This window comes from Alkalibacillus haloalkaliphilus (genome assembly GCF_007991275.1).
GTDB lineage: Bacteria > Bacillota > Bacilli > Bacillales > Alkalibacillaceae > Alkalibacillus > Alkalibacillus haloalkaliphilus.
In genome coordinates this window covers 210,585-231,103 of sequence record NZ_BJYA01000001.1, presented here as the reverse complement: position 1 = coordinate 231,103, position 20,519 = coordinate 210,585, and the positions used below count along the sequence as shown (strand labels likewise).

General features: G+C 39.3%; 29 protein-coding genes. 14 read left to right on the top strand and 15 right to left on the bottom strand.

Annotation, left to right across the window (positions count from 1 at the left end; all coding sequences use genetic code 11):
• Positions 1–74: 74 nt before the first annotated feature.
• The gene (locus AHA02nite_RS01140; RefSeq protein WP_146813553.1) at positions 75–1,010 is read left to right on the top strand and encodes an acetamidase/formamidase family protein; all 936 of its coding nucleotides are present in this window, start codon (positions 75–77) and stop codon (positions 1,008–1,010) included.
• Between the two features lie 17 nt (positions 1,011–1,027).
• Positions 1,028–1,405, top strand: a complete 378-nt coding sequence (locus tag AHA02nite_RS01135) for a VOC family protein (RefSeq protein ID WP_146813552.1) — start codon at positions 1,028–1,030, stop codon at positions 1,403–1,405.
• Between the two features lie 33 nt (positions 1,406–1,438).
• On the opposite strand, the gene AHA02nite_RS01130 is transcribed toward AHA02nite_RS01135, so the two are convergent.
• Genes AHA02nite_RS01130 through AHA02nite_RS01115 form a run of 4 tightly spaced genes read right to left on the bottom strand, consistent with a single transcriptional unit; the run spans position 1,439 to position 3,666 of the window.
• Positions 1,439–1,936, bottom strand: a complete 498-nt coding sequence (locus tag AHA02nite_RS01130; protein ID WP_146813550.1) for a GNAT family N-acetyltransferase — start codon at positions 1,934–1,936, stop codon at positions 1,439–1,441.
• A 14-nt stretch (positions 1,937–1,950) separates the two neighbouring features.
• The gene (locus AHA02nite_RS01125) at positions 1,951–2,511 is read right to left on the bottom strand and encodes a DEAD/DEAH box helicase family protein (RefSeq protein WP_146813548.1); all 561 of its coding nucleotides are present in this window, start codon (positions 2,509–2,511) and stop codon (positions 1,951–1,953) included.
• Between the two features lie 40 nt (positions 2,512–2,551).
• Entirely contained in the window at positions 2,552–3,082 is a 531-nt protein-coding gene (locus tag AHA02nite_RS01120; RefSeq protein ID WP_146813547.1) for a hypothetical protein, read from the bottom strand.
• 26 nt (positions 3,083–3,108) lie between these two features.
• Entirely contained in the window at positions 3,109–3,666 is a 558-nt protein-coding gene (locus tag AHA02nite_RS01115) for a hypothetical protein (RefSeq protein ID WP_146813545.1), read from the bottom strand.
• A gap of 407 nt (positions 3,667–4,073) precedes the next feature.
• On the opposite strand from AHA02nite_RS01115, the gene AHA02nite_RS01110 reads away from it, so the two are divergent.
• Positions 4,074–4,802, top strand: coding sequence for a MerR family transcriptional regulator (locus AHA02nite_RS01110; protein ID WP_146813543.1), 729 nt, complete (start codon positions 4,074–4,076; stop codon positions 4,800–4,802).
• 43 nt (positions 4,803–4,845) lie between these two features.
• Here AHA02nite_RS01110 and AHA02nite_RS01105 read toward each other — a convergent pair whose 3' ends face one another.
• From AHA02nite_RS01105 to AHA02nite_RS15030, 3 genes are all read right to left on the bottom strand, one after another.
• Positions 4,846–5,106 (bottom strand): hypothetical protein, encoded by a 261-nt coding sequence (locus AHA02nite_RS01105; RefSeq protein ID WP_146813541.1) that lies wholly within the window; start codon positions 5,104–5,106, stop codon positions 4,846–4,848.
• The gene (locus AHA02nite_RS01100) at positions 5,103–5,507 is read right to left on the bottom strand and encodes a hypothetical protein (RefSeq protein WP_146813539.1); all 405 of its coding nucleotides are present in this window, start codon (positions 5,505–5,507) and stop codon (positions 5,103–5,105) included. Before AHA02nite_RS01100 ends, AHA02nite_RS01105 begins: the two co-directional genes overlap by 4 nt.
• A gap of 128 nt (positions 5,508–5,635) precedes the next feature.
• Positions 5,636–5,791 (bottom strand): hypothetical protein, encoded by a 156-nt coding sequence (locus tag AHA02nite_RS15030; protein WP_170235939.1) that lies wholly within the window; start codon positions 5,789–5,791, stop codon positions 5,636–5,638.
• 725 nt (positions 5,792–6,516) lie between these two features.
• Between AHA02nite_RS15030 and AHA02nite_RS01095 the strand changes: the two genes are divergently transcribed.
• Complete coding sequence (locus AHA02nite_RS01095; protein WP_146813537.1) at positions 6,517–8,130, top strand: gamma-glutamyltransferase family protein; 1,614 nt, start codon at positions 6,517–6,519, stop codon at positions 8,128–8,130.
• Between the two features lie 38 nt (positions 8,131–8,168).
• Here AHA02nite_RS01095 and AHA02nite_RS01090 read toward each other — a convergent pair whose 3' ends face one another.
• A complete protein-coding gene (locus AHA02nite_RS01090) occupies positions 8,169–8,618 on the bottom strand; it encodes an Lrp/AsnC family transcriptional regulator (protein ID WP_146814098.1) in 450 nt (149 codons plus the stop codon).
• Positions 8,619–8,753: 135 nt separating this feature from the next.
• On the opposite strand from AHA02nite_RS01090, the gene AHA02nite_RS01085 reads away from it, so the two are divergent.
• Together AHA02nite_RS01085 and AHA02nite_RS01080 are read left to right on the top strand one after the other, a co-directional pair.
• Positions 8,754–9,320 carry a chromate transporter gene (locus AHA02nite_RS01085; protein WP_170235949.1) on the top strand — a complete coding sequence of 189 codons (567 nt, stop codon included), beginning with the start codon at positions 8,754–8,756 and terminating at the stop codon, positions 9,318–9,320.
• Positions 9,317–9,850 carry a chromate transporter gene (locus AHA02nite_RS01080; RefSeq protein ID WP_146813533.1) on the top strand — a complete coding sequence of 178 codons (534 nt, stop codon included), beginning with the start codon at positions 9,317–9,319 and terminating at the stop codon, positions 9,848–9,850. Before AHA02nite_RS01085 ends, AHA02nite_RS01080 begins: the two co-directional genes overlap by 4 nt.
• A 51-nt stretch (positions 9,851–9,901) precedes the next feature.
• Here AHA02nite_RS01080 and AHA02nite_RS01075 read toward each other — a convergent pair whose 3' ends face one another.
• On the bottom strand, positions 9,902–10,393 hold the full coding sequence (locus AHA02nite_RS01075; protein ID WP_146813531.1) for a spore coat protein: 492 nt from the start codon (positions 10,391–10,393) through the stop codon (positions 9,902–9,904).
• A 108-nt stretch (positions 10,394–10,501) separates the two neighbouring features.
• A complete protein-coding gene (locus tag AHA02nite_RS01070; RefSeq protein ID WP_146813529.1) occupies positions 10,502–10,714 on the bottom strand; it encodes a hypothetical protein in 213 nt (70 codons plus the stop codon).
• Positions 10,715–11,152: 438 nt separating this feature from the next.
• Here AHA02nite_RS01070 and AHA02nite_RS15025 point away from each other — a divergent pair, with 438 nt between their 5' ends.
• Positions 11,153–11,311, top strand: coding sequence for a hypothetical protein (locus tag AHA02nite_RS15025; protein WP_170235938.1), 159 nt, complete (start codon positions 11,153–11,155; stop codon positions 11,309–11,311).
• An 85-nt stretch (positions 11,312–11,396) separates the two neighbouring features.
• Here the strand turns inward: AHA02nite_RS15025 and AHA02nite_RS01065 are convergent, their stop codons facing one another.
• A complete protein-coding gene (locus tag AHA02nite_RS01065; protein WP_146813527.1) occupies positions 11,397–12,185 on the bottom strand; it encodes a carbon-nitrogen family hydrolase in 789 nt (262 codons plus the stop codon).
• A gap of 103 nt (positions 12,186–12,288) precedes the next feature.
• Here AHA02nite_RS01065 and AHA02nite_RS01060 point away from each other — a divergent pair, with 103 nt between their 5' ends.
• A complete protein-coding gene (locus AHA02nite_RS01060; RefSeq protein WP_146813525.1) occupies positions 12,289–13,461 on the top strand; it encodes a pyridoxal phosphate-dependent aminotransferase in 1,173 nt (390 codons plus the stop codon).
• 26 nt (positions 13,462–13,487) lie between these two features.
• Here AHA02nite_RS01060 and AHA02nite_RS01055 read toward each other — a convergent pair whose 3' ends face one another.
• Entirely contained in the window at positions 13,488–13,778 is a 291-nt protein-coding gene (locus AHA02nite_RS01055) for a hypothetical protein (RefSeq protein WP_146813523.1), read from the bottom strand.
• Positions 13,779–13,871: 93 nt separating this feature from the next.
• Here AHA02nite_RS01055 and AHA02nite_RS01050 point away from each other — a divergent pair, with 93 nt between their 5' ends.
• From AHA02nite_RS01050 to AHA02nite_RS01040, 3 genes are all read left to right on the top strand, one after another.
• Positions 13,872–14,348 carry a PaaI family thioesterase gene (locus tag AHA02nite_RS01050; RefSeq protein ID WP_146813521.1) on the top strand — a complete coding sequence of 159 codons (477 nt, stop codon included), beginning with the start codon at positions 13,872–13,874 and terminating at the stop codon, positions 14,346–14,348.
• Between the two features lie 405 nt (positions 14,349–14,753).
• The gene (locus AHA02nite_RS01045) at positions 14,754–15,326 is read left to right on the top strand and encodes a hypothetical protein (protein ID WP_146813519.1); all 573 of its coding nucleotides are present in this window, start codon (positions 14,754–14,756) and stop codon (positions 15,324–15,326) included.
• Between the two features lie 82 nt (positions 15,327–15,408).
• Positions 15,409–15,999: a histidine phosphatase family protein gene (locus AHA02nite_RS01040; RefSeq protein ID WP_146813517.1), complete on the top strand. Its 591-nt coding sequence runs from the start codon at positions 15,409–15,411 to the stop codon at positions 15,997–15,999.
• Positions 16,000–16,065: 66 nt separating this feature from the next.
• Here the strand turns inward: AHA02nite_RS01040 and AHA02nite_RS01035 are convergent, their stop codons facing one another.
• The gene (locus tag AHA02nite_RS01035; RefSeq protein ID WP_146813515.1) at positions 16,066–16,284 is read right to left on the bottom strand and encodes a hypothetical protein; all 219 of its coding nucleotides are present in this window, start codon (positions 16,282–16,284) and stop codon (positions 16,066–16,068) included.
• 136 nt (positions 16,285–16,420) lie between these two features.
• Here AHA02nite_RS01035 and AHA02nite_RS01030 point away from each other — a divergent pair, with 136 nt between their 5' ends.
• A complete protein-coding gene (locus AHA02nite_RS01030) occupies positions 16,421–17,410 on the top strand; it encodes an HNH endonuclease domain-containing protein (protein WP_146813513.1) in 990 nt (329 codons plus the stop codon).
• Positions 17,411–17,438: 28 nt separating this feature from the next.
• Here AHA02nite_RS01030 and AHA02nite_RS01025 read toward each other — a convergent pair whose 3' ends face one another.
• Complete coding sequence (locus AHA02nite_RS01025; protein WP_146813511.1) at positions 17,439–17,762, bottom strand: nucleoside triphosphate pyrophosphohydrolase; 324 nt, start codon at positions 17,760–17,762, stop codon at positions 17,439–17,441.
• Positions 17,763–17,930: 168 nt separating this feature from the next.
• On the opposite strand from AHA02nite_RS01025, the gene AHA02nite_RS01020 reads away from it, so the two are divergent.
• The gene (locus tag AHA02nite_RS01020; RefSeq protein WP_146813509.1) at positions 17,931–18,509 is read left to right on the top strand and encodes a YusW family protein; all 579 of its coding nucleotides are present in this window, start codon (positions 17,931–17,933) and stop codon (positions 18,507–18,509) included.
• A 93-nt stretch (positions 18,510–18,602) separates the two neighbouring features.
• Positions 18,603–18,818: a DUF6366 family protein gene (locus AHA02nite_RS01015; protein ID WP_170235937.1), complete on the top strand. Its 216-nt coding sequence runs from the start codon at positions 18,603–18,605 to the stop codon at positions 18,816–18,818.
• A gap of 54 nt (positions 18,819–18,872) precedes the next feature.
• Here the strand turns inward: AHA02nite_RS01015 and AHA02nite_RS01010 are convergent, their stop codons facing one another.
• On the bottom strand, positions 18,873–20,399 hold the full coding sequence (locus tag AHA02nite_RS01010; RefSeq protein ID WP_146813507.1) for a BCCT family transporter: 1,527 nt from the start codon (positions 20,397–20,399) through the stop codon (positions 18,873–18,875).
• Positions 20,400–20,519 lie beyond the last annotated feature (120 nt).

The following is a 20,519-nucleotide window of genomic DNA, read 5'->3' as shown; positions in this document are numbered from 1 at the left end:
AATAGAATTCCAAATTCCTATTTACTAAAAATTCAAATTACTTTATGATATTATTTTAATAAAGGAGTGATTCGATGAAGCATGGAAACCATACCATTCATAAGCATTGCCACCATACAGTGTGGGACAACAGCTTAGAGCCGGTCATGTCGGTCAAGCCGGGTGTGAGTGTGAATTTCGAGGTGCATGATGCATCAGGTGGGCAGCTGTCTCCGAAGTCCACTTCACAAGATGTACCAAACTTAGATTTTAGTAAAGTAAATCCTGTGACGGGTCCTGTTTACGTTGAAGGGGCTGAGCCTGGCGATACATTAGAAGTGGAGATCGAGCACTTTGGCACGTTGAGCTGGGGCTGGACCGCAATTATCCCGGGTTTCGGCTTGCTCAATGAACAATTTGAAGATCCTTACTTAAAAGTGTGGGATTTAAATAACCAGAACATCGCGCAGTTTGCAGATGGCATTGAGATTCCGACGAAGCCATTCCCGGGAACGATTGGCGTTGCCCTACCTGAAGCGGGTGAGCATAGCGTCGTACCTCCACGAAAAAACGGCGGTAACATGGATATTCGCCATTTAACAAAAGGGACGCGTCTACTCTTACCAGTTTGGGTAGAAGGTGCGCTGTTTTCAGTCGGTGATACACACGCTGCACAAGGTGATGGGGAAGTGTGCGGTACAGCAATCGAAGCACCAATGGAAATCCAGTTAAAATTTAAACTACACAAAGGAAAAACGATTCAAGAGCCACGCTTCATTACACCAGGTCCACTGACAACTGGGCTAGATGAACAAGGATATTACGTAACAACAGGTCATAGTGACGATCTCATGGTCGCGTCAAAAAAAGCGGTTGAATACATGATCGAACATTTAAGTGAAACGTATGGGCTGAGTGACCAAGAAGCCTACGCCTTATCAAGTGTTGCGGTCGATTTGAAGATTAGCGAGATCGTCGACGTACCGAACTATTTAGTGTCAGCTTACTTGCCGCAAAAGATATTTAAGTAACTTTAGAGGGTGAAAAAATGAGCGTTCTGTTTCGAGTGGAGTTGTATGCAAAAGATATTAAGAAGTCACTAACATTTTATCAAGACATTGTCGGTTTAGAACTTTTTGGTAGGAACGAGCAATGTCTCAGGTTCAATTACGACTGCTTCTCACTATTAGTTACATCTGAAGCTGTCTTGGATGACGACCATTATTTTAACAGTCGAGCCAAAAGTGACGTTAAAGGGAATGGCTTTGAGTTAATAGTCGTTGTTGACCGATTGGAAGAAGTCTATCAGCGCTGTTTGGATCATGACCTTTTGATTGAGGAAGAGGTTGAAACTTATCCGTGGGGGATGAGAGGGTTTAAAGTAGCAGACCCTGATGGTTATTTTATTCGAATAACATCTGAATAATCAAAACGCCTCGATTATAATTTCGAGGCGTTTTTACAAAAGCTTAGACATATAATATTCATCCACATATGCTCCATCAATAAACAACGAATCTCTCTTCGTCCCTTCGATTTCAAAACCCATCTTCTTATACAAGGATACGCCTGCTTCATTATTAATGACTGTGGTTAACTCTAATCGATGGATCTCGCTCTTAGTAGCCCAACGTTCTAATTCACTTAAGAGACCTGTACCAATCCCATGCCCTCTATAACCTTGCAGCACGCCTAGAACGATGTATGCAGAGTGTTTATTCCTTCTCGCATTTCCACCCATAGCAAGTAGGTAACCAACGAGTTCATCGTCAACTTCCGCAACAAGAATCGTAGAGTTGGCCTTTTCTAGGAAACTTTCAATCATCTTTTCTTGATGGTCTTGGCTAATTTTTCGCTCACCAGGCTCCCACAACATATACTCGGAAGATTCGTCGACAAGTTGTATGAGTGTGGATAAGTCTTTTGCGTCACTTAAATGCACTTCCCGAATGTTCATGCCACTACACCTCACTATAACTCAAACTGTTCTTTCACACGCTTAGCCACGTCCTCAGCGCTCAAATGTGTGTTATTAATGCGTATATAGTTAGGGCGCGTAATTTCGCCTTCATCAGTATTTAACCTTATTGACTCAGCAGTTGATAGTAAATCTTGCTCAGATTGTTCGATATTTCTTTTCGTCGGCTTTTGTTCTAAACGATGAGAAGAACTATTACGTTGCAATCTTTCTTCTGTATCAGCCTCTAATTCGACGATGCAAACGTCACAACCTTTTGACTCAAACCTTTGAAAAAGTCGCTCGATGCCCTCACATTCCTTTTCAGAACTTAAATTCCATACTTTCGTGAAAATTAACCCGTAAGCATCACTATTAGCGAATGAATCGAAAATCTCGTTACGTATTAATGAAGTAAGTCGCCACATTTCAGGTGTGAACCCATATAACGGCTCAAGCATTTCAATAGCCATATGGTTGTGGAAAAGTTTAAGTTCAGTTATTTTAGCTAGTTCTTCTCCAACAGTCATTTTCCCAACTGCTTGTGGTCCGAAGATGAAGACGAATTTGTTCATAACTCCCCTCCTATGTCATTTTGATTTTACCTCAATAAGCTCAAAGCCTAGTAACTAGTGTATGTAGCCTTTCTAATAGTGAAAGGTATGAGGATGTAAGTTGTGAGATGTGGTGCTCGATTTCTGACCTATTCATATTCGGGTTGTTCGTGACTTCAATCAGTTGTTTTTCGGTTAATCGAATGGAGTCGATTAATACGTGAAGTTCAGTTTTGTCATCCTCACTTAGTCCGTAGTGACGATCAATAGTCATAAGGTGATCAAACTCTTCTTGTAGTTGGGTTTGCATATGTATAATTGAGTTCATTTGAACACTGTTATTTAGTGTGTCCCAACCTTCTTCTAATGTTTCAAGTGTGTACAGAAAGTTCGTGTACGGACTATCATCTTGGTTTTGGTCAATTACATCTTTGATTTCACCTTTAGTCTGTTCAAACTCTGCATTCATATGGTTTGTTGCTTCGTCTTTGGCTGAGTTGAAAATGGTAAGTGAATGATAAGGGAAAAACCAACTCACTAATAAATAAATCAAGAGGGATGATACAACAGTAATGAGTACTCTTTTTTTCATCTACAGTCACTCCTTTTTGAAACCCCTTAACTCACCGTCTCTAAAAACCTTTCAAGCTGGTTCAATAGATTAAAGTAAGTGTTTGTCATGTCAAGTATTTGGCTATCAATAGAACCTTTTGTTGAAAACATTGTTGCGTTGTAGAGTGGTTCTTGGAGTTTTGTTTCAGCTATTCTAAAATAATCTTTTAAGTTGTTAAACTCAGTTTCTTGCTCTTCTGTAAGTTCAATCTCAAAGTCACGTTCAATATTAATGAGTGCATCATAGCCCCGACTTATTCGGTCATGCAGTTCTGCAAAATCAGTTCGGGTAATCTTATCATCTGTTATAATCGTCCAGCCTCGTTCGATTGTGTATAAAGGTGTGTAAAAACTAGTAATGTAGTTGTCGTCGTTGTTAGCTTCTAAAATGTCATTTATGTTTGCGTGCTTTTCTTCATATTGATCATCCAAATAATCTGCAATGCCTAAAGCTCCTGAGGGATGGTGAATCGTCACAGGTGCAAAGGGGAAAAACGCGCTATAAGTAAAGTAAACGAAAAAAGCTACTAAACTATATAAAATTGGCTTCTTTTTAACTTCCATTAACTCCCCATTCCTTTCAATGAACTTAATTCTATCATAACTTTTTTACTAATAATTTACAAAAACAGTTTTATTAACAACTTGGTCAGTCCCCAATTCGCTGTTATTACTTGCTAGATTGTAATTGTTTTGTGAATAAGTCTACTTTATCAACACAAATCTGTGCATAACTTTACTAAAATGTGGATGAAATGAAGTGAATGCGGGCGTTATCCACAAATGGGAGGGCTTCCATAATAATTTTCCACACCATTTGTTCACTTTTCCCAAAGTTACTCACAGGAAATATGGAATTATCCACTAAATTGTTAAGAGCATGTTGAGAGATATTCGGGTGAACGTCGAATTAACTGTTGACTTTCACGTAACGTGAGAGCTTATAGTTTATGTGTGGGGAGGTTGGTCATATGAAAGTAAATGAAGTTGCAAAGCTCGTAGGAATTAGTGTGCGCACACTGCATCATTATGATGAAATAGGCCTTTTAAGACCAAGTAAAAATCCATATACAGGTTATAGAACATATTCAGACTCAGACCTAACCATGCTGCAGCAAATTTTATTTTTCAAAGAGTTAGGTTTTTCACTTAAGAAAATTAAAGAAATAATCAACAGTCCAGAGTATGACCAACTTGAAGCACTTAAGATGCATCGAAAAATGCTTGTTGATAAGCGTGAAAAATTCGATTTAATGCTACAGACAGTTGATCAAACAATTGAAGCGAAGGAAGGAGGGTTTGAAATGTCCAACCAAGATAAGTTTAAAGGCTTTGACTTTAGCGAAAATCCTTACGAAGATGAAGCTCGGGAGCGTTGGGGTGATGCTAAAGTAGATGAGGCGAAGGAAAATGCGATGGGAATTAATGACGCAGAACAAAAACGCATGAATGACATTTATCGTAAGCTTGCAGAACTTCGTCAAGGCGACCCGAAGTCTGACGAAGCACAAACAGCGATTAAAGAATGGTACGACTTTTTAAATAAAAATTTCACGACTTACACACCAGAAATGTTCCAAGGGCTTGGAATGATGTATGTTCAAGACGAGCGATTTCAGAAAAACATCGATCAATTTGGAGAAGGTCTAGCTCAGTTTATGAGTGAGGCAATGGTTGAGTTTGGCGAACGGAATAAATAAAGGATGGAGCACCGAAAATAGCATTTTGGTGCTCATTTAAATTCTAATATATATAGATTGCCATAAGACCAAGCATAACTAGTAAACTTATTCTAAGAATCGCCTTATTGATTTTCGTAGCACCTATTTTTGTATCAGCGAATAGAAAGTATTGAGCAAGAAGTAAGTAGCCCAACATGGTTAAGGCGTATCCTACTGTGTCTTGGGTAACGGACAAGCTTCTTAATACGGCCAAACCGATCAAAAGAAGACCGCTATAACCTATAATTAAGTGGATATATTTTTTGGAGTTTTCGCTGCTCATGTTTCATCCTCCTCAGAGTTAAAGAAGATCGTCCTCAATTCTTTTGCTGCATCTTCATTTAATGTCCCATAACCTTCTTTTTCATTATTGCTAATAATGGTTGCGCCTCCTGAATCTTCAAACCAAAAACGATATTCGTAAAGTCGCTCAGGTTCACCATGATTTAATTGATAGAAAAATGTAGCGAAAACATCTTCTCCTCTTTCCATTTCAACTTGTACGTTTGGAGTCCATTCAATCTGTTTGAAAATATTCTTAATTTCATCAATCGTTTGGTCGTCAGTAATCATGTTCGTTTCTTCATAATCTTTGCCTGAATCCACCTTCTGAACATCAACTCTTGTTAATTGTTCATAATTACTAGAACAAGCTGTGACCAATATTAAAATGAAAAGCACCAAGTAGTGTTTCTTCCACGTTTGAACTTTAATAATACCCCTCCTGTAATCTCACCTCTACAAATTAGACGAAAACGAATGAATTGTGTTTCAACCTTTTAATCTCACGCTACAGCAATAATCCACATTAATTAAGTAAATGAAAAAATGATCCAAAACGTATTTTCAGTTGTCTTTTCGTTATTGTGAGTTTTTTTAATGACGGCAACTAAGTTGAAACTAAACAGAACGGCTAGAATTGGTGTGAGGAATAGGGCTGCTAAAATGGCTACAGCTTCTATGTACATCATGCTCCTCCTGATAATCAGTCTTTGTAAAAAAGTACCATCAAAGAATTGTTATGACAAGACAATTTTCCACAATCTCTCTCAAAACCTCCTATAGTAGGCGACAAGGGTTTTACATACGATAGTTAGAAATTAATTGTAATGATGATAGGTGAGGAGGATGACTGTGGAAAAATGCCGCTTTTGTCTTACGAAGGCTGTGAGTAAGTGTCGTTCATGTTACAAACCACTCTGTTCGAAATGCAAAATCTCTCAAGATGGGATGGCTTACTGTAATACAGAGTGTAAAAATCTAGATTAATAGGTTTATTTAATCCACAGATTAGATCTGTGGTTTTATTTTTGTGTTGGGGGAGGGAGTTTTGAAGTGATTATTTGGCGTTCGCGCATAGTATTCTGGCGTTCGTGACTAGTAATCTGGCGTTCACAGAAATATTTTGGCGCTCACAAGATCAATCGCACTCGAAAATTTGTCAGTGTTTAGCCAATTTTATCAGCGCTCGCTCCATGTTTATCAGCGTTCACGGAAATTTATCAGCGCTCGCTCCATGTTTATCAGCGTTCACAGAAATTTATCAGCGCTCACCTCGGTTTTATCAGCGCTCAGAAAAATTCAGACTTCACACAATTTTTGTTCAAAAACTATCGAATAACTTTACTAAATGTGGTAGGATTATTAAAAATGTTTAATTAATGTTAGCGGTAGGAAGGGAGAAGGGGACAATATGGTAAGTTATGATGCTTTAAATTATCCTTATGCTTCGCGTCGAAATGTTGTATACGGTAAAAAAGGAATGGTGGCAACGTCTCAGCCACTAGCGGCGCAGGCTGGTTTAGATATTATGAAACAAGGTGGTAATGCGATTGATGCAGCGATCGCGACGGCTGCTGCTTTAACGGTGTTAGAGCCGACTTCAAATGGGATTGGTTCTGATGCGTTTGCGCTTGTGTGGGTCGATGGAAAGATTCACGGGCTAAACGGAAGTGGCTATGCACCTCAAAACATTTCTGTGGAAAAGCTAAAAGAAGCAGGTTATGAGGAGATGCCGACGTTCGGTAAGGTGCCTGTGACAGTACCAGGTACACCAGCTGCTTGGGTGGAGTTATCCGAGCGTTTTGGAAAACTTCCACTAACAGATGTATTAGCGCCTGCCATTGAGTATGCTGAGGAAGGTTATCCGCTATCGCCAACGTTAGCATTCCATTGGAAATCGGCATACAACAAGTTTAAAGAAACGTTTAAAGATGACATTTTCCAAAATTGGTTTAACACCTTTGCACCTGATGGTCGTTCGCCTGAAGTCGGTGAAATGTGGAAATCGCCAGATCATGCGCGTACACTACGTGAAATTGCCGAGACGAAAGCGGAGTCATTTTATCGCGGTCAATTAGCTGATGAAATTGACGCCTTTTTCAAAGAGCATGACGGCTACTTAACGAAAGAGGACTTAGCGGCGTATAAGCCAGAGTGGGTCGATCCGATTAAAGTGAACTATCGTGGTTATGACGTGTGGGAGATTCCGCCGAATGGACAAGGGTTAATCGCACTTATGGCGTTAAACATGTTAGAAGGTTATGAGTTTACTGATCGTGAAAATGTCGATAGTTATCATAAGCAAATTGAAGCGATGAAGCTTGCGTTTACAGATGGTTTAGAGTACATCACGCAAGAAGACCATATGAATGTTTCGGTTGAAGATTTATTATCAGATGAATATGCTGAACAACGCCGTACGTTAATTAGTGATGAAGCATTACAACCAGAACCAGGTGAGCCGCCACGTGGTGGTACGGTTTATTTATCAACAGCTGATGGTGAAGGTAACATGGTCTCGTTCATTCAAAGTAACTACATGGGCTTTGGTTCAGGTGTTGTCGTACCTGGGACAGGCATTGCGATGCAAAACCGTGGTCATACGTTCTCGTTCGATGAAAACCATGCGAATGTGTTGAAACCTGGTAAGCAGACGTTCCATACGATTATTCCTGGATTTTTATCAAAAGGTGATCAGCCGGTTGGGCCATTTGGTGTCATGGGCGGATTTATGCAGCCACAAGGCCATGCGCAAGTCGTCATGAATACAGTCGACTTTCATTTAAATCCACAAGCAGCACTTGATGCACCAAGGTGGCAATGGGTTCAAGATAAAGTCGTAAAAGTTGAACCAACATTCCCTGATCATATCGCTCAAGCGTTACAGCGAAAAGGTCATCACATTCAGCGCACCCTTTATCCGAATGAATTCGGTCGTGGACAAATTATTTGGCGCGATCCTGAAACAGGCGTACTTTGCGGAGGTACGGAACCGCGAACTGACGGTGAAGTCGCAGCTTGGTAATGAATTTAAAAAATCAGGCTGATCTCTCAGCCTGATTTTTACAGTTTAAGTCCGGTTCTGCTTTTGAAGCGGCGTAGTAAAATGTGGCTTTCCACACGCGTAATGCCGTCTAAAGCATACAGTTCTTCGTTAATAAATTTTTCTAATGCATGGAAGTCTTCTACTAATACGTGTGTATGTAGAGTGCTTGGGCCTGTCATTTGGTAACAGCTTGCTACGCTAGGATGCTCGGCCAATTTTTCGGCAACGTGAATAAGTGTGTTCGGCTCACAATCAACGTTGAAAAATGCTGAGACTCCTTTACCGACTTGTTCTGAGTTAATGACGACACTGAACTTCTCAATGACACCAGCTTCTTGCATTTGATTAATGCGATCGCGAACAGCTACACGGGATAGACCAAGCTCTTTAGCTAAGTCAACGTAAGACATACGTCCTTGTTCGCTTAAAATATTTAAAATCTTAAAATCCGTATCCGTTAATTTCATCAAGACACCACGCTTATGAGATTTGATTTCTAGTTTCATTATAAAAGAAAGTAGTCAAAATGTCATATTAACTGTCGAAAATTTAGTGAATTTGAAGTGACACTTAAGCGTGGAAGGACAGAAAGGGTGACAACATTGGATCTTGCTTTACAGAAAGATATATTTATAAGCTTCTTCCGTGCCGGTATGCTAGGTTATGGTGGTGGACCAGCGACGATTCCTTTAGTGCATAAAGAAGTCGTCGAAACTTACGGCTGGATGGATGATGAAGAGTTCTCTGATATATTAGCTATTGGCAATACACTCCCGGGGCCGATTATGACGAAAATGGCCGGCTATATCGGCTATCGTGTCGGAGGTAAAACAGGCCTTCTTACCGCATTAGCGGCCACTATTTTACCGACTGTTATTATTATGATCGCCCTTATTAGCGTGTTAATTAATTACCGTGAACATGCAGTAGTACAAGGGATGACGAGTGCGATTGCGCCAGTTGTAGGTGTTATGTTGTTTATGTTAGCTTTTAATTTTTTACGCCATTCTAAACGCGATCTCGGTTGGCCAGTGGCAATTGCGCTAGGTGTTATCAGCTTAATTACATTTGAATTATTTAATTTACACCCAGCAATTTTAATTGGTGCACTGATCCTATATGCCTTATTGAAGAAATCACCTTCAAAAAAGGAAGGTGAAGCAGCATGATTGAGTATTGGCATTTATTTATCGCATTTTTAATTCCAGGCATTGTCGGCTATGGTGGTGGACCTGCGTCTATTCCACTAATTGAATATGAAGTCGTTCAACGTTTTGAATGGATGACGACTCAAGAATTTGGTGAAGTGCTCGCCTTAGGTAACGCACTGCCAGGCCCCATTGCGACGAAAATGGCTGGTTATATTGGTTATGAAGTCGGTGGCGTAATTGGTGCCACTGTTGCAATCTCAGCAACAGTCATTCCATCTTTAATAGCGATGATTGTCTTGTTGAAGCTATTATTGAAGTTTAAAAACTCACCGAAAGTAAAACGTATGACAGCTCTTATTCGTCCGGCGATAGCGATTTTACTAGCTGTTTTAGCTTACCAATTTTTCGCTACATCATATGAAGGAGCAGGGTTAGTTCAAACCATGATCTTAGTTACGTTAAGCTTCTTAGCACTAGAGAAGTGGAATATCCACCCGGCTTACGTGATTATTGGCGCTCTTACTTATGGAGCGGTAATCTTATCATAAAATAACCCCACCTATTTATGACTTTTGCATAAATAGGTGGGGTTTTCCTTATTAAAGGATGTTTAGTCGTGCAACAATTGCAAGTAATACTTGTAATAAGATTTGTGCGTTAACTGCGATATCTGTATCCGTTGTTGTCACTTGTACGCCACGAGAGTTTTCAATATAAGTCTGCTGGTGGTTAACTTGCGTTGTTTTAATCTTCTCATATAAGTCTTGTGTGATCTCTTCAGCACGGTCACTATCAGCTACTGAAATACTAATGATCAGCGCAATCGCTGCTTGTAGTCCGATTTGAACGTTAACAGCAGCTTGTGTGTTAGTTGTTGTTACTTCAACGTCACATGAATCTTTGACGACGATTGATTCAAAAGATTGCTGAGTTGTTTTAATAGACTGATTAGCTTGTTGAGTGTCTTCATCAAATGAGTGACAAGATTTAGGGTCTAATGCATTAAACCTTTTTGGGGCACGCGCACGTTGGTTTGTATGAGCATTGTTGTATGCACCAGGAGCTGATGCAAAGTATTGCTTCTTTGCCATTCTATTTCCCTCCTCTATTATTTCGTACACTACTTACATATGAAAATAGTTTACTACTAGGAAAGGCCAATCCATTATTTTACTAACATATAGGCTTAGTAGAATTCATTAATTATCACCGTTATTGTGCTCTTGAAGCGATTTAACCGACTTTTGTAGGTCTTCTACTAACTCTCTCAATTGACTTCTAGTTTCTTCGTCTACTTGTGTTTCTTGTGGGTTCACGCCGTGTTTTTTAAATGTTGTATCTACTAGTAGATCAATTACCTTATCTGATACCACTTGTAAGTCTTCTGGCATTCTATTGTTTTGATCACTCATACCTGTCACCTCCGTTATGAAATTAATATATTTCTGGTAGGGTAACTGGTTTATTTAAATCTATAATCCTACCTTCTCACATTTACATTATGAGTTTTGAAAGAGAAACGGAGGGGCTCCAATCTTATGGAAGCAAAACTAACTGATTTTAAGTCGCCCTTTTTTGGAGCTTGTACAAAATTTAGAGGCGGAAATAATGGTAAAAAAGCGAATTCTGCCTAGAAATAAAGAGGTTAACGCATTTAGGAAGCGCTTACAATGCCGTTAAGAGCGCATTCTTGACACTCGATACAAATTCCGAGCATTTGATAGCATTTATAAGGATTTAAAAGTTTTTAAAAGAATGATACTTATAACTTGAAATTAGAATAAAATGTGGTACTATATAGTAGGAAATACTGTTAAACAGTAAAATTTGCTGGAAAGGGGTAGATGGTTATGACAACATCTTTAATTCTTGTTTCAACGATCGTGTTTTTCTTTTTAGCGACAGTTTATTTTGTCGACAGCATTGTGACGCGCATCAAGAAGAAGAAATCAGATCTACGCCTAGAACCAGTTCAAGCTGAAGCTGAAATGGATCTAGCACACCGCTAAATTAGTTAGATAGATAATCAGTTCATACTATATAAATAGATGAAACGCCTAAGCCGGTTAGTATTCGCACTGACCGGCATATTTTTTATTTCAAACGAAGGTCATAAAGGTCACTTCTTATATCGTTATAAACAGGCACTAAACTGCGCGCTTTAGCAACTTGGTCCAGATCTAACATTGCTGTTAAAATACCTTCTTCATCACCGCCCTCAACAATCAATTCACCCATTGGACCGACAACCATTGAATGACCACCAAATGAAAAATTCGGATCATCCCCTACACGATTACACGCCACAACGAAACACTGGTTTTCTATCGCACGAGCTTGAATTAGCGTACGCCAATGGTTGATTCGCTCTTTAGGCCATTGAGCGACAATATAAATGACTTTTGCTCCTTGAACCGCATGCCAGCGCACCCATTCAGGAAATCTTAAATCATAACAAATGAGTCCAGCACTTGGAATGCCGCCTACTTCAAATAAACCATCACGATCACCAGCTTTAAAATATTTTTGTTCATGCATTAGTGGAATAAGGTGAGCCTTACTGTATTCTTTAATGAAATGACCTTTTTTATTGTAAATGTACATCGTATTCGTAAACCCTTGCTCGCCAACTTTTGCGACAGAACCACCAACTATAGCCGCCTCGTGTCGGTAGGCTAAATGACTTAAGAAAGCACGAGAGTCCCAACCATCATAATCCGCTAGCTGATCGAGCCGTTTCAAGTCATAACAAGTATTCCAAAGCTCAGGCAAAACAATGACATCAGTTTCATCTGGAATTTTATGAATCATATGATTAATTTTCTCCTTATTCACTTCAACATCACCAAAAGCTAAATCAAGCTGTAATAAAGCAACTTGCATGAAAGCACCTCCAATCAATATATAAGAATTTTCTGTCTTTACAAAAGGTGAAAAAGCATATAACCTTCAAAGTAATGAGTGAATTCGGTAAGGAGGACGAAAGATGCGATTTGAACAGTCAGAAGCGTTGAAGCGCCTGCCTGAGCAGTTTTTTGCTAGTTTAGTTGGTAAAACGCAGGCGTTAAAACGTGAAGGGCATGATGTGATTAACTTAGGACAAGGAAATCCGGATCAGCCTACACCTCAAAATATTGTTAAAGCGGTGCAACAAGCAGCAGAAAATCCTGATTATCATAAATACTCACCTTTTCGCGGGCATTCGTTTTTAAAAGAAGCGGTCGCGAAATTTTATATGCGCGAATACGGTGTTGGCGTCGACCCTGAGACAGAAGTCGCTGTTTTGTTTGGTACGAAAACAGGCTTAGTCGAGATCAGTCAATGCATATTAAATGCTGGTGACTCGGCATTACTACCTGACCCAGGGTACCCAGACTATATGTCAGGAATCGCATTAGCTGATGCCAAGCCACACTTCTTCCCGCTTTTAGAAAAGAATCACTTTCTACCAGATTATGATGGAATTAGTGATGAAGCGCTTAATTTATCGAAATTAATGTTTTTAAATTATCCGAACAACCCAACATCAGCAGTCGCGACACGTGAATTTTTTGATGAGACAGTAAACGTGGCGAAAAAGCATAACATTTGTGTCGTCCATGATTTTGCTTATGGGGCGATTGGCTTTGATGGTAAGAAACCGACAAGCTTTCTTGAATCAGAAGGGGCAAAAGACGTCGGTATTGAAATGTACACATTGTCCAAAACGTATAATATGGCTGGATGGCGTGTTGGCTTTGCGGTAGGCAACCCGTCAGTGATTGACAGCTTAAATTTAATTCAAGATCATTTGTATGTCAGTTTATTTGGCGCGGTACAAGAAGCGGCAGCAGAAGCACTGTTAGGTGATCAGTCTGCAGTAAATGAGTTAGTTGAGACATATGAAACGAGGCGAAACGCATTAGTGAATGCAGCACAATCAGTTGGTTGGGACGTGACAGCACCTAAAGGAACTTTTTTCGCTTGGTTTAAAGTACCTGATGGCTATACGTCAGAGGAGTTTGCGGACCTTCTATTGAATGAAGCTCACGTTGTTGTCGCACCAGGAAAAGGGTTTGGCGAAACTGGTGAAGGCTATGTGAGAATTGGCTTACTCGATGAACCAGAGCGGTTGGAAGAAGCGATGGAGCGTATTGGACGGTTAGGTGTTTTTAAATAATAAAAGCTCGCTAATAGTAGCGAGCTTTAGATGAATAAAACAATAAATGAAGATAATAGCGTTAAGATTGAACCGAGAAAAGACGGTGAAATAACAAAGTTGTCATCCATTTGTTGCTTGGCCGCATTACCTCTAGTTGCAACATCAAAGACCTTTGTCGAAAGCGGCGATGACCCGCTGTAAGTAAAAACACAAGAGACAATACCGACGACAAAAGCAATACTCATAAGATGGAAGTCAGTAAAGTAATGAATCGCGTAAATGATGAGGTACAAAACAGCGATTGTAATCACGACTGATAAAATAAACCTTTTCATTCAATCACTCCTTATAAATTATATCAGTATAGTCATATTTTATCATATTTTGTTAAAATTTCGAATATTTAAGTTTTAGGAAGGGGATGCTTAATGAAAACGATTAAACACGCTATACAAGATTATTATGCAGAGGATCTTGCTCATTGTTATGGCTGTGGTAAAAATAACGAGTTAGGCCACGGATTTCGGACAGGTTGGAATGGTGACGAGACGTTAACACTTTATAAGCCTCAACCTGAACATACAGCCATACCAGGATTCGTTTACGGCGGTTTGTTAGCATCACTTATTGACTGTCACGGCACAGGTTCAGCTTCATTAGCTTTGCATCGTAAAAATGGCCACGAGCCAGAGGACGGCGCAGAACCACCACGGTTTGTCACGGCAAAACTTGAAGTCCAATACTTAAAGCCAACACCTCAACATGTGGAACTACGAGCGACAGGACAAGTTGAAGAAGTTCATCCGAAAAAATTTAACGTCCATACAGAGGTGTACGCTGGAGAAGAGCTTGTGGCAAAAGGACTTGTCGTCGCAGCCGTGATGCCAGAAGGATTTGGCGCTTAGGTGAAGGGAGAGCTGCGTGATAATTACCGAATAGGTGGGGTTTAATACCGAATAGAGCGGATAATTACCGAATAGGCGGTGCTTAATACCGAATAAGAGGAATAATTACCGAATAGGTGGGTGTTAATACCGAATAGAAGGAATAATTACCGAATAGGTGGGGTTTAATACCGAATAGAAGGGATAATTACCGAATAGGCGGGGTTTAATACCGAATAGAGCGGATAGTTACCGAATAAGCAGTGGTTAATACCGAATAGAGCGGATAGTTACCGAATACGCAGTGGTTAATACCGAACAGAAACAATTAATCCCCGAATAAATTCTACCTTCGACATGTATAAAAGTTCTACTTTAACTAAAATTAAGTAAGTAGAGATTTTTACAAGTTCGGGGGTTAATTTTGTGACGTATGAAGAGTATTGGAATCGGATTTTCGAACTGACCGAACGGCTGACTCAACTAACAGAGAGTTACTGGCATGAGTATTCATCATGGGATACATGGCAGTTTTGGCTTAATATTATTTTGCTTATTGTACCTCTAATTATTTTGTATTTTGCTATTGATCGCACGCGAATGTTTGAGATTTTGTTTTTTGGCCTTGTGATCCATATGCTGTGGAATTACTCGAGCAATTACTTAGAATCACAAGTGTATTTTAGAACTTTGTACTTTATTACAACGATGTTGCCTTCAGCTTTTACGATGGTGGCTTCAGCATTGCCCGTGGCTTTTATGCTCGTCTATCAATACTGTACGAATCATGGTAAAAATTATTATATTTGGGCAGTTGTATTAAGTGCAACCTTCGCATTTGGAGTAGGATCGTTAGAAATAATGTTCGGCATCACACATATGGGCGGTGGCTTCCACTACTTCTACCTGTTTTTAATTGATATAGTAATCGCTTTTACGACTTATTGGTTTGTGAAAGCATTGTTAAAAGCACAGGACCGAGCAAAAAATCACGCTTAGAGCATCCATCACGGGTGCTCTTTTTACAATGAACTAGATGTTCTACCTCCATTCTTATACAATAAAATAAAGGGGTGGGGGAATGGATCTACTAATTGTAAGACACGGCCAGTCAGTAGCAGACATTGAGGGTAGGCATGAAGGGCGAGCAGACTTTCCTTTAACTGATTTAGGGAAAGAGCAAGCTGATAAACTTGCCACATGGGTGAGCGCCCATTACGAAGTCGACCGTATTATTTCAAGTCCGTTAAAGCGAGCTTTGACAACTGCTGAGTCCATTGCTGAAAGTGTTGGCGTCTCGGTCGAGCAAGATCGTGCATTAATGGAATGGAACAACGGCCAGTTAGCAGGCGAGTTAAAATCCGAAGCCAAAGAAAAATACCCTCTTCCTAAAGAGGGGCGCAAACTTCATGATGAATTATATGACTGTGAATCAATGATCAATTTCAGAGCAAGAGTTGAAACATTTTGGTCAAAATTAATGGAAGCAGAAGCGGAAAGAATAGTCATAGTTGCGCATGGCGGCACAATCAATATGCTATATCAAAGCTTTTTGAACTTACCAATGGATACGAATGTAGCCTTACATACAGGTGATACAGGCGTTCACCTATGGCAAGTTAAGGACGGTAAAAAAATCATTAAGTTTTCTAACTCTCAAGTTCATTTGTAGTTTGAGAAAAATAACGGGTCTACGTCAAAGGCAACGTAGACCCAATTCGTAATACATATATTCTTGTTAACTAGCCTCTTCTTCAACTTTTAGCTTCTCTTCTAACTCAGCAACCCGCTTTTCGAGGTTACGTTCACTTGACCCTTTCGAAAACGTTAACAAAACACTAATTAACATCCCTAAACCAATCCCGATAAACATACCAGCACCAGTCTCGCCAAAAAGCATCCCAATACCCATCCCTAGCAACAAACCACCAGGAATGATCAACTGTCTCGATGCCATAAAAAACCCCTCCAACTAAAGACGTATACTCTATACTATTACGACAAAGTTTGGGGAATTCCTTTTTCATATTTATGTATGTTATTATAGAGTGAAATTAAATCGTTTACATTTATTGGATTTGGTGGTGCTTTAGTTGGGACACAAGTTAAAAGTTGGGGAATTAAATGAAAGCTACTTAACAGATGAGGACATATGGCGTGTATTTACTAATGTTCTATCCAATAAGTCAGCTAAATCATCTACATACAAATATGCATTAATTAAATCACTAATCGAAAATTTATATCAAGTAAATGATGATCTGGAACTCGGCTATGATCAGCTAGCCTACGCATTTGCTAAAATATATTGGAATTTAATTATCCACCACGACTTGGTTAAACAGAACAGAGGTCCCAAAAATGCTAAAGTTGTGACTGAAATGAAAAAGTTCCAGAGTGAACATGGTATACCAAAAGACTTTAGTTTCGATAAAATTAACGATGATCTACAGTTAAAGCTTGTGTTAAAAGTTAAAAGTGCTATGAAGGAAAATGTATTTGGTGCTTTATGGGGAGATACTAAAGGGTTATTTTATGAGTTTGATCATAAAAGAGAGTATTTTAGATTTCACCCGGCTGTACGTGAATTCATGATGAAATATCAAAGGTTGTTAGTTAATCTTACAAACTATCATATGGCAAAAATGGTGGAAGAATTGAATGAGTATCCTTCTACACAATATTTATTAGATAAGGTGGAAAGTATTGCGAAGAGGGGGACATTGAAACCTTTCGAACGCATTTTGTTAAGCTATTTTGAAGCAGAGTGTTTTTATTGCGGAAAAGACTTAACTAAAAGTAACCGTAGTAGCCATGTTGACCACTTTATCCCATGGTCTTTTGTTCAGTCTGATCAAATATGGAATCTAGTTGTGGCTTGTGGTGGTTGTAACACTTCAAAGAGTGATAAACTCCCAGAACGAGGTTATTTAGAAACAATAATTGATCGAAATGATCGTTTGAAGAAAAGTTCTAATGAAGAATCAAACTCACTACTTAGAAATTACCATGAGCAAAAAATTATACTTCTTTATGATTACTCGATAAAAAATGGCTTTGATGATATTTGGGTACCTAAATAATAGCTTGGGATGATTCCTAGGCTATTTTTTAATCCTTAATCTCTTTTAAATAGATTCTCTCATTAAATCCACCACGTTTTTGTGCTTTTTCTTGTCTAATGTTTTCTAACTGCTCAAAGGTCGAGCCGTGAACTTTTGTTAGGCTGTGGATTAACTCTAAAACATCTGCTAATTCTTCCAATGCTTCATTATCCCCAACAGATTGTAAGTACTCACCAAATTCTTCACCGAGTTTCGTTTTTAACTCTTTTATGTATTTTTCTTCTGATAATGTTTCGGTTGTATAACTCTTACCTGATGCTTCAATTATTTGAGGAATTTTATCTCTGACAAGTTTGTTATATGTTGGCATAATTTCACTCCTTTCCTCCATTGTAATCAATTTATCTGACAGCTTCAATTTCATATCTAGACTTTATTCCTATTTTGGAAAAATAACCCTATGAAAGAGCATAAAAATGCGAATAATTGGGTAAGCAAATATTGTGGCATAAAATGAGACAACAAGGAGTGTAATGAGATGAAGTTATTGATGACGTTGCTGTTGAGTTCGATGTTAGTCATAGCGGCTTGTGGAACTACAGATGAGCCTGATGACGGTTTAGGAATGGAAGATCCGGCTCCTGAAGATCAGGAAGGTGATATGGAAGCTGGGGAAGATACAAGTGAGTCACAGAACCGTGATGATGAAGAGGGTACAGGACTAGAGGATCAAGATGAGGATTTGCATGAGGAATCTGAGGAAATGGAAGAAGAGGCAGAAGAAGGCCGCAATTATGGGATTAAAGAATTTGAATTAGAGCTTGAGTTTGAAGACGGCGGTGAGTGGAGCTTTGAATATGAGCTTGGTGATAATGGAGATAAAGAAGCTGAAGTTGAAGTAGATAACGGTCAAGAGTCTGATCGTGACGGGCAACAGGCGATAGAAGAGCTTGAAAGCATGTTTGAAGCGGTTCAGTTCTCACCGAATATGTCTAAAGATGAAGTGTTCCAAAGAATTTATGACCACCTTGAGATCATGGAAGGTGAAGTTAAAGAAATAGAGTTAGATGTTGAGTTTGAAGATGGCGAGACGTTGCAAATTGAAGAAGATTATTAATCGTTCTAACACGTGAGTTCTTTTGAATTCGCGTGTTTTTTGTTGAAGGAATACCACTTTCCTCTATAGAATCATAGTTATAGGGGTGATCATATGAGTCGTAATCAAGAATCTCCAGAAGAACGCCAAGAAAGAATGAAGCAAGAAGAGTTGAGGAATAACCCGGTTGGCAATTTAAGCGACTCATTAAACCGAGCTAGCCACGGTAATACGTCTGACTTAGCGAGTGGTCTTGGTTGGAAAGGGACTGGAATATTAATCATTGTTCTTGTTGTTGCATTTTTCGCATATGCGTTGTTTTTCAATTAAAGGTGACGACATAAATGAAGCTCTTGGAGTTAGATCCAAGAGCTTTTGTTACGTTTACCAGTCTTCCTTTTCTTCGACTTTATGCTTCTCAAGGCCTTCACGTTTTAATGATTTATAGATGGCATACATTAATAAAATCATTAAGAAGGTAAATGGGAAAGCTGTAATGGTTGCGGTTGCTTGTAATCCATCTAAACCACCGCTTAGAAGCAAGACTGTCGCAATGGATGAGATGAGCAGACCCCAAACGATTAAGGTTGAGCTTTTCGGATTTAAGTCACCTTCTGATGAGAATACACCGAGAACATAGGTTGCTGAGTTGGCTGACGTAATAAAGAAGATCGTAATCAGTATTAACGCTCCGATACTTAGCAGTAAACTTCCTGGTAGGTGTTCAAGGACTAAGAACATCCCGACTTCAGGTGTTTCTGCGGTTGTTTCAGCTATGCCTAAGTCATTGTTTAACTCTAAATGTAATCCAGTCCCGCCAAAAGTGACAAACCATAAAATAGTAATAATTGTTGGGACAAATAGAACGCCAATAATAAATTCTTGTAGTGAGCGTCCTTTTGACACACGCGCGATGAAAGTACCGACAAATGGACTCCAAGAGATCACCCAAGCCCAGTAGAATAACGTCCAGTCTCCCATCCATTCGTTATCGGTATAAGGTGTTGTCATAAAGCTTAGCTCTGGTAGGCTTGTAGCATATTGACCGAATGCTCGAACTAAATGTTCAAAGATAAAAATCGTTGGCCCTAAAACAACACCAGCGAGAAGAAGAATGCCTGCTAAGCCTAAGTTAGAAACACTTAAATAGCGCATCCCTTTATTTAAACCGGTGACCGCGGATAATAAGAAAATAAATGTCACGGTTGTAATAATCATTAAATAAACCATGTTACCACTTTCAATGCCGAATACGTGGGATAAACCACTGCCGACTTGAAGGGTACTCATACCAAATGATGTCGCAATTCCTACCGTTGTAGCGATAATAACGATAATATCAATCGTTTTACCTGGCCAACGATAGATTTGATCGCCAATGACATTATAAAAAGCAGAGCTAATAAGCCCAGGTAAATTTTTACGGAATTTAGCAAAGGCTAGTCCAAGAGCAACGATGGCATAAATGCTCCATGGGTGAACTCCCCAGTGGAAAATACCATAAAGTAACCCGTAGTTAGCAGCTTCCTGACTGCCTGGTTCAATACCTTCAGGTGGATTGTGGAAATGGGATAGTGGCTCACCTACACCCCAGAACACCAGACCAACCCCCATGCCTGCAGCAAATAACATGCCTAACCAAGTGAAGTATGTATACTCAGGCTTTTCACCTTTAAGACCTAACTTCATATGACGATACGGTCCAAACCCTAAAAATAAACAGTAACCTACAAATAAGGCTGTGGCTAGTACGTAAAACCAGCCGAACTGCTCGATCATCATCGTCATCATAGCTTCCATTGTGGATGTCATCCCCTCTGGAGCGGCAACACCCCAAACGACAATAGCTAACACAACAATTGCTGAGACGATAAAAACACTGTAATGATTCAATTTTTCACTCCACTTCATTGGCATCTTCCTTTCAAACAACTCTACTTATATATTTCACAAAACTTTATTACAAAAACATATTTTTGGAAAAGAGATTAATTTCTATCAAATTTTAAATGGAAAATTTATGTTAAAATA